Origin of the sequence: Micromonospora foliorum (assembly GCF_022229015.1) — a bacterium.
GTDB lineage: Bacteria > Actinomycetota > Actinomycetes > Mycobacteriales > Micromonosporaceae > Micromonospora > Micromonospora foliorum.
On the sequence record NZ_JAKKFF010000036.1, the window covers coordinates 1 to 7337 of the forward strand.

5 protein-coding genes are annotated in these 7337 nt (G+C 74.5%); 2 read left to right on the forward strand and 3 right to left on the reverse strand.

Going from position 1 to position 7337, the window contains the following annotated elements; all coding sequences use genetic code 11:
• Together PSH25_RS03780 and helR are read left to right on the forward strand one after the other, a co-directional pair.
• Nucleotides 1-733: 2-oxo acid dehydrogenase subunit E2 (locus tag PSH25_RS03780; protein WP_238657670.1), on the forward strand; the 733-nt coding region annotated here is incomplete at its 5' end.
• A 154-nt stretch (nucleotides 734-887) separates the two neighbouring features.
• Nucleotides 888-3023: an RNA polymerase recycling motor ATPase HelR gene (helR, locus tag PSH25_RS03785; RefSeq protein ID WP_238657671.1), complete on the forward strand. Its 2136-nt coding sequence runs from the start codon at nucleotides 888-890 to the stop codon at nucleotides 3021-3023.
• Between the two features lie 33 nt (nucleotides 3024-3056).
• Here helR and PSH25_RS03790 read toward each other — a convergent pair whose 3' ends face one another.
• From PSH25_RS03790 to PSH25_RS03800, 3 genes are all read right to left on the reverse strand, one after another.
• Complete coding sequence (locus PSH25_RS03790; RefSeq protein ID WP_238657672.1) at nucleotides 3057-3263, reverse strand: MbtH family protein; 207 nt, start codon at nucleotides 3261-3263, stop codon at nucleotides 3057-3059.
• Entirely contained in the window at nucleotides 3256-6342 is a 3087-nt protein-coding gene (locus tag PSH25_RS03795) for a type I polyketide synthase (RefSeq protein WP_238657673.1), read from the reverse strand. The genes PSH25_RS03790 and PSH25_RS03795 overlap by 8 nt, the downstream gene beginning before the upstream one ends.
• Nucleotides 6339-7337, reverse strand: a 999-nt coding sequence (locus PSH25_RS03800) for an AMP-binding protein (protein ID WP_238657674.1), incomplete at its 5' end; no start/stop codon positions are given. The genes PSH25_RS03800 and PSH25_RS03795, both read right to left, overlap by 4 nt.

Consider the following 7337-nt stretch of genomic DNA (forward strand, 5'->3'; position numbering starts at 1 on the left):
CGCCGCGCTCGCGGCCGGCGACGGCCCGGAGCCGGACGACCCGCGCCCGGTGCACGCGCTCTCCCGGGCCCAACGGGCGGTGGCCGCGGTGGTCACCGAGTCGCACCGGGAGGTGCCGGCGGCACTCGCCGTCATCAAGGTACGGGTCGACGCCGCCCTCACGATGGCCCGGCAGCTCACCCGCACCACCCGCACCCTGGTCGGCCTGCCGGAACTGCTGGTCAAGGCGATCGGTGAGCTGCGCGAGGAGCACCCGTTGCTGTTCGCCGCCCCCGGCGACGGCAGCAGCGTACGGCTCGCCGAGTCGGCGCACGTCGGCGTCACCATCGATGTCGGCACCGGGCTGTTCATCCCGGTGGTCCGGGACGTGGAGGAGCTGACCTGCGCGGAGATCGCCGAGACGCTCATGGATTTCCGCTCCCGGGCCGGCGGGACCGGTTTCCGCGCCGGCGAGCTGGCCGGTGGCACCATCGTGGTCTCCCTGCACACCGACCCGGACGTGGTGCTCGCCGGGCCGATCGTCTTCCCGGGCCAGACCTGCGTGGTGGCGATCGGTGGCACCCAGGACGAGTTGGCCCTGGACGCCGCCGGCCAGGTCGTCACCCGCCGGTTCGTCAATATCAGCGCCGTCTACGACCACCGCGTGGTCAACGGGCGGGAAGCGGTCGCCTTCCTCCAGGCGGTGAAGGCAGCGCTGGAGTCCCCGGCCCAACTGGCCGACGAACTGCCCTGAACATGGAAAACGGGAGACACTCGGTCTCCCGCCACTTCTAACTTATAGCGCACTGGGGGGCTTGCGGCAAGACCCGGGTGAGGCCGCAGAATCGTCGGCCGAGGCCAGTTTCTGCCGAAATGGACGTCATATTTTGAATTCCTTGCCTAGTTCCGTGTTCGAACTTCCCGATCACCTCTCCCCCAAGGCCGACCCGGCGCTCATCGCCCACGACGAGCGGCACTTCGCCGACATGGCGCAGAGCCTCGCGCAGCTGAGCGCGGAGCTGTCCGACCGTCTCGCCGCCGCGCGCCGGGCGCCGGGCGGCAAGGGCCGGCAGGCCGTCGACCGGGACGAGGAGGTCCGCCGGCTGACCGCCCGCCTACGCTCGCTGAGCCGCTACGGCCTGGACCTGTGCCTCGGCCACGTGGTCGAGGCGGACAACCCCGAGCCGGTGTACATCGGACGTCGCGGCCTCACCGACAGCACCGGCCGGCGGCTGCTGCTCGACTGGCGCTCACCCGCCGCCGAGCCGTTCTTCGGCGCGACCCACGCCAACCCGATGGGCCTGGCGAGCCGCCGCCGGTACCGCTGGACCCGCGGCCGGATCAGCGACTACTGGGACGAGGTGTTCACCCCGGACGGGTTGGTGGGGCACGCCGTCGCGCTCGACGACCAGTCCGCGTTCATCGCGAGCCTGGGCAGCGCCCGGTCGGCTCGGATGCGCGACGTGCTCAGCACGATCCAGGCCGACCAGGACGCCATCATCCGGGCGGGGTCGGCCGGCGCCCTCGTGGTCGACGGCGGTCCGGGCACCGGTAAGACGGTCGTCGCCCTGCACCGCACCGCGTACCTGCTCTACTCCGACCCGCGCCTCGGTCAGCGCCGGGGTGGGGTGCTCTTCGTCGGGCCGCACCAGCCCTACCTGGCGTACGTCTCCGACGTGCTGCCCAGCCTCGGAGAGGAGGACGTGCAGACCTGCACCCTGCGCGACCTCGTGCCCGAGGGGGCCACGGCGACCGTCGACACCGACCCGGAGGTGGCCCGGCTGAAGTCCTCGGCAGAGCTGGTCCGGGCGGTCGACGCGGCCGTCCGGTTCTACGAGGACCCGCCGGTCGCCCCGATGACGGTCCCGGTCGGCGACTCCGAGGTCCGGCTGAGCGCCGACGACTGGGCCGACGCGTTCCGGGCGCCGGGGCCGGGCACCCCGCACAACGAGGCGCGCGAGGAGATCTGGGAGGAGTTGCTCACCATCCTCGTCGACAGGTACGACGGCGACGAGCCGGACGACGTGCTGCGCGACTCGCTGCTGCGCAACCGGGGACTGCGGGCGACTGTCAACCGCGCCTGGCCGTTGCTCGACGCGGCCGAACTCGTCGGAGACCTGTGGTCGGTGCCCGCGTACCTGCGCAGGTGCGCGCCGTGGCTCAGCCCGGCGGAGGTCCGCAAGCTGCAACGCGACGAGCCCCGGGCCTGGACCGTGTCGGACCTGCCGCTGCTCGACGCGGCGCGGCAGCGGCTCGGCGACGCGGAACGCTCGGGGCGCGGCCGTCGGCACGACCCGGCCGCCGCCGCCGAACGCGAGCACATGGCCCGGGTCGTCGACGAGCTGCTCGCGGCCGACACCTACGACGACGGCGAGGGCCTGCTGGCGATGCTGCGCCAACCCGACCTGCGTGACGTCCTGAACGACGAGTCCGCGCTGCCGGACGCCGACCCGGACCTGCTGGCCGGCCCGTTCGCGCACATCGTGGTGGACGAGGCGCAGGAGCTGACCGACGCCCAGTGGCAGATGCTGCTGACGCGCTGCCCGTCACGCAGCTTCACCATCGTCGGAGACCGCGCCCAGGCCCGACACGGGTTCACCGAGTCGTGGCAGGAACGCCTCAAGCGGGTCGGGCTGGACCGGGTCACACTGGCCTCGCTGAGCATCAACTACCGGACGCCGGCGGAGGTCATGGCGCAGGCCGAGCCGGTCATCCGGGCCGCGCTTCCCGACGCCAACGTGCCGACCTCCATCCGCGGCAACGGGCTCCCCGTCGTCCACGGATCGGTCGCCGACCTGAGGTCGATCCTCGACACCTGGCTCGCCGCGCACGCCGACGGGATCGCCTGCGTCATCGGCGACCCGACGTTCCCGCCCACGGCCCGCGTCCGGTCACTGAGCCCGGAGCAGGCCAAGGGGCTGGAGTTCGACCTGGTCGTCCTCGTCGACCCGGAAACGTTCGGCACCGGCATCGAAGGGGCGGTCGACCGCTACGTCGCGATGACCCGGGCCACCCAGCAACTCGTGCTCCTGACCAGCGGCTGAGGGTGTGCCGCCCCCGGCTGGCCGCGCTACCGCTCAGCCCAGCCGGGCGGTCTCGGCGGCCAGGTGTTCGCGGACGCTGCGGGGGCGCATGTCGGTCCAGGTCCGCGCCACGAAGTCCAGGCACTCCTGGCGGCTGCCGGCGCAACCGGCGTCCCGCCAGCCGTCCGGGACCTCCTTGTGGCGGGGCCAGAGGGCGTACTGCTCCTCGTCGTTGACCAGAACGCGCTGCTCGTCAGCCATCACGGTTTCCTTCCTCGTGTCGGGCCAGGTGCAGCTCGCGGGCGAGACTCTCCGGGGACAACGCCCGGATCTCCGCGAGCAGGTCGGCCAGGTCGCCGTCGGTCGGTGGGGCAACCGCCGGGGGTACGTCGGCGGTCGGTCGGGCCAGCGCGGCGACGGTACGGGCCAGCGCGGCGGGGGTGGGTGACTCGAAGATCGCGGCCGGTGGCAGGTCCACGCCGAGCGCGTCGCGCAGCCGGGCCACCACCCGGGTGCCGAGCAGCGAGTGCCCGCCCAGCTCGAAGAAGTCGTCGTGCGGTCCGATCTGGTCCACCCCGAGCAGGTCCATCCAGATCCGCCGCACGACCTCGTACGGCTCGTCGACCGGCGCGGGCGGCGAGGTCGCCGGGGTGGGCTCCGGCGCGACGTCACCGGGGTCGAGGGGCGCCGACCGCTGCGGCTGGAACCGCTCGACCCAGTGCCGCTGGCGGGCGAACGGGTACGTGGGCAGGGGCACCCGCCGTCGTCCGTCGTTCCGGCCGTCGGGCCAGCGCACCGGCACCCCGGCCAGCCAGAGCCGGCCGACCGCCAGGGCTACCGCGGCGTCCTCGCCGGCCGGTGTGCGGTCGGTCGGCAGGGTGGTCGACACCGGGACGCCGCGAGCCGCCTCGTGTTGGCGGGCGAGGGTGGCCAGGGTGCGGCCGGGGCCGACCTCCAGCAACGCGAACCGCTGACGCAGCAGCAGGTCGGCGCCGGCGGTGAAGTTGACCGGTCGGCGCAGCTGCCGCACCCAGTAGTCGGGGTCGGTGGCCTCGTCGTCGGTGAGCCAGCCGCCCGTCACGTTCGACACCACGGGCACTGTGGGCGGGCGCAGCGGCACCTCGCGCAGGTGCGCGGCGAACCCGGCGAGGGCCGGTTCCATCATGGCCGAGTGGAAGGCGTGTGAGGTGCGTACCTCCCGGCAGACCACCCCGCGCTCGCGCAGCTCGACGGCGAGCGCGGCGACGGCGGCGGTCGCGCCGGACACGGTGGTGAGCCGGGGCGCGTTGGCGGCGGCCACCTCGACCCCGGCGGGCAGCAGGGGCGCGACCTCGTCGGCGGGGAGGCCCACCGAGAGCATCGACCCGGGCGCCTGAGCCTGCATGAGCCGGCCGCGTACGGCGACGGTGGCGAGCGCGTCCGGGAGGGTGAAGACGCCGGCCCGGCACGCGGCCACGTACTCGCCGAGGCTGTGTCCGGCCAGGGCCGCCGGGCGTACGCCGTGGTGGTGCAGCAGCTCGGCGAGTGCGTACTCGACGGCGAAGAGGGCCGGTTGGGTCAGCCAGGTCTCGTCCAGCTCCGGCGCGGCGGGAACCGGGTCACCGGGTGGGCAGAGCAGTGTGCGCAGGTCCACGTCGAGGTGCGGGCGGAGCAGGTCCGCGGAGCGGTCGAAGGCGGCCCGGTAGACGGGTTCGGTGCGGTACAGGGTGCGGCCCATCCCGGCGTACTGCGCGCCCTGACCCGGGAAGAGCAGCGCCACTCCGGCCGGGGCGCCGGTGGCGACGCCGGTGCGGACCAGCGCCGAACCCCGGTCGGCGAGCTGGGCGGCGGCGACCGCCGCGGTGGTGGCGACGGTGGCCAGCCGGTGCCCGAGCTCCGGCCGGGACCCGCGCAGGGTGTACGCGACGTCGGCCAGCGGGAGGTCTGGGTGCTCGGCCAGGTGGGCCGCGAGCTGGGCGCGAGCCCGGTCGAGCGCGTCGGCGTCCCGGGCGGAGAGCACCAGCAGCCGGGTGGCGTCGGTGTCGGTGGGGGGACCGGGCTCGGCGGGCTCGGCGGCCTGGAGGACCACATGGGCGTTCGTCCCGCCGATACCGAACGAGCTGACCGCGGCGCGGGGCGGCGTGTCGAGGTCGGGCCAGGGCTGCGCGGCGGTGGGTACCCGGAACGGGCCGCCGGTCAGCTCGGGATGCGGCTCGGTGCAGTACGGGCTGGGTGGCACGACGCGATGGTGCAGCGCCAGCGCCGCCTTGATCAGGCCGGTCACCCCGGCCGCGACGTCGAGGTGCCCGAGGATCGACTTGACCGAGCCGAGCGCGCACCGGCCGTCGGCGGTGCCCCGGAACGCCTCGGCGAGGGCCCGCAGCTCGATCTGGTCGCCCAGCTCGGTGCCGGTGCCGTGCGCCTCGACGTACCCGATGCTCGCCGGGTCGACCTCGGCCATCTCCTGGGCGGCCCGGATCACCGCGACCTGGCCGTCCACCCCGGGCGCGGTGAAACCGACCTTCACCCGGCCGTCGTTGTTGATCGCCGAGCCGCGGATCACCGCGTACACGGTGTCGCCGTCGCGGCGGGCGTCCGCCAGCCGGCGCAGCACGACCAGGGCGACGCCGTCGCCGCCAACGGTTCCGCTGGCCCGCACGTCGAACGGTCGACAGTGCCCGTCGCGGGACATGATGCCGCCGACCTCGTGGCGGTAGCCGATGCCGGCCGGCAGCAGCAGGTGGGCGCCACCGGCGAGCGCGACGTCGCACTCCCGGGCCAGCAGCGCCTGCGCGGCGAGGTGCACCGCGACCAGCGAGGACGAGCAGGCCGTCTGCACCGCCACGGCGGGACCGCGCAGGTCCAGGTGGTACGCCACCCGGGTGGGCAGCGAGTCCTTGTCGTTGGCGAGCATCAGTTCGTACTCGCTGACCGAGTCGAGGTGCGGGTTGCGGAACAGGTGGTGCAGGAGGTAGCCACTGGCCGCGGCGGCGGCGTACACCCCGACCAGCCGGTCCGGGTCGCCGGTGAGGTGACCGGAGCGCTCCAGCGCGGCCCAGGCGCACTCCAGGAAGAGTCGTTGTTGGGGGTCGAGCAGCCGGGCGTCGCGGGGCGAGTAGCCGAAGAAGCCGGCGTCGAACCGGTCGACGTCCGGCAGCGCGCCGTGCGCCGGTACGTGGTCGGGGTGGCGCCGCTCGTCCTCGGTCAGCCCGGCGGCGGCCAGTTCCGCGTCGGTGAAACGGGTGATGGTCTCCGCACCGGCGAGGACCCGCCGCCACAGCTCGTCCACGTCGGCGGCGCCGGGGAACCGGCCGCCCATCCCGACGATGGCGATCTCCAGTCCGGTCTCCTGATCGGTCATGCTCGTCCCTCCCCGGCCGGCACCGGACGGGCACGTCGGGCCCGCTCGGCGAGGGCCTGCTTGCGTTCGTCGCGGCGACGGCCGGCGGCCGGATCCGTCGGCGGCGAGACCACCGACGGTCCCCCGTCGAGAAACCGGGCCAGCAGCGCGATGGTCGGGTACCGGAACAGCTCGACGGCGGGCACCGGGCGGCCCAGCCGGTCGGTGAGCCGGACCTGCGCCCGGGCCAGCAGCAGTGAGGTGCCACCCAGGTCGAAGAAGTTGTCGTGCACGCCGACGTCGGCGAGCCCGAGCACGTCGCGCCACACCTCGGCGACGGCCCGCTCGACGTCCCCGTTCGGTGCCACGTACGCGGCGCCGAGGTCGGCGCGGGTCACGGCGGGGGCGGGCAGCCGGGACGGGTCGAGTTTGCCGCTGGCGTTCACCGGCAGGTCGTCGACCACCACGAAGGCCGTCGGCACCAGGTATCGGGGCAGTTGCCGGAGCAGGTCCTGGCGCAGCTCGTCCACCCGCAGGTCGTCGCCGACGAGGTAGCCGACCAGCCGCCGCCCGCCGGGCGAGTCGGTGCGGACCACGGCGGCGGCCCGGCGCACCCCGGCGCACTGCCGCAGCCGGGCCTCCACCTCGCCCAACTCGATCCGGTAGCCATTGATCTTGACCTGGTTGTCGGCCCGGCCCAGGAAGACCAGTTGCCCGTCGGCGCGCCAGCGGACCAGGTCGCCGGTGGCGTACATCCGGGCCCCGGGTGTCGGGGCGTACGGGTCGGGCACGAAGCGCCGCGCGGTGAGGGCCGGGTCGCCGTGGTAGCCGCGGGCCACCCCGATGCCGCCGAGGTGCAGTTCGCCGGGGACGCCGGGAGGCACCGGCCGCAGCTCGGCGTCGAGCACGTAGGCGCGTACCCCGGTCAGGGGCCGACCGATGGGCAGTTCGGCGCCGTCCGGGGCGCAGCGCGCGGCGGTGGCGGTCACCGTGGCCTCGGTCGGGCCGTACCCGTT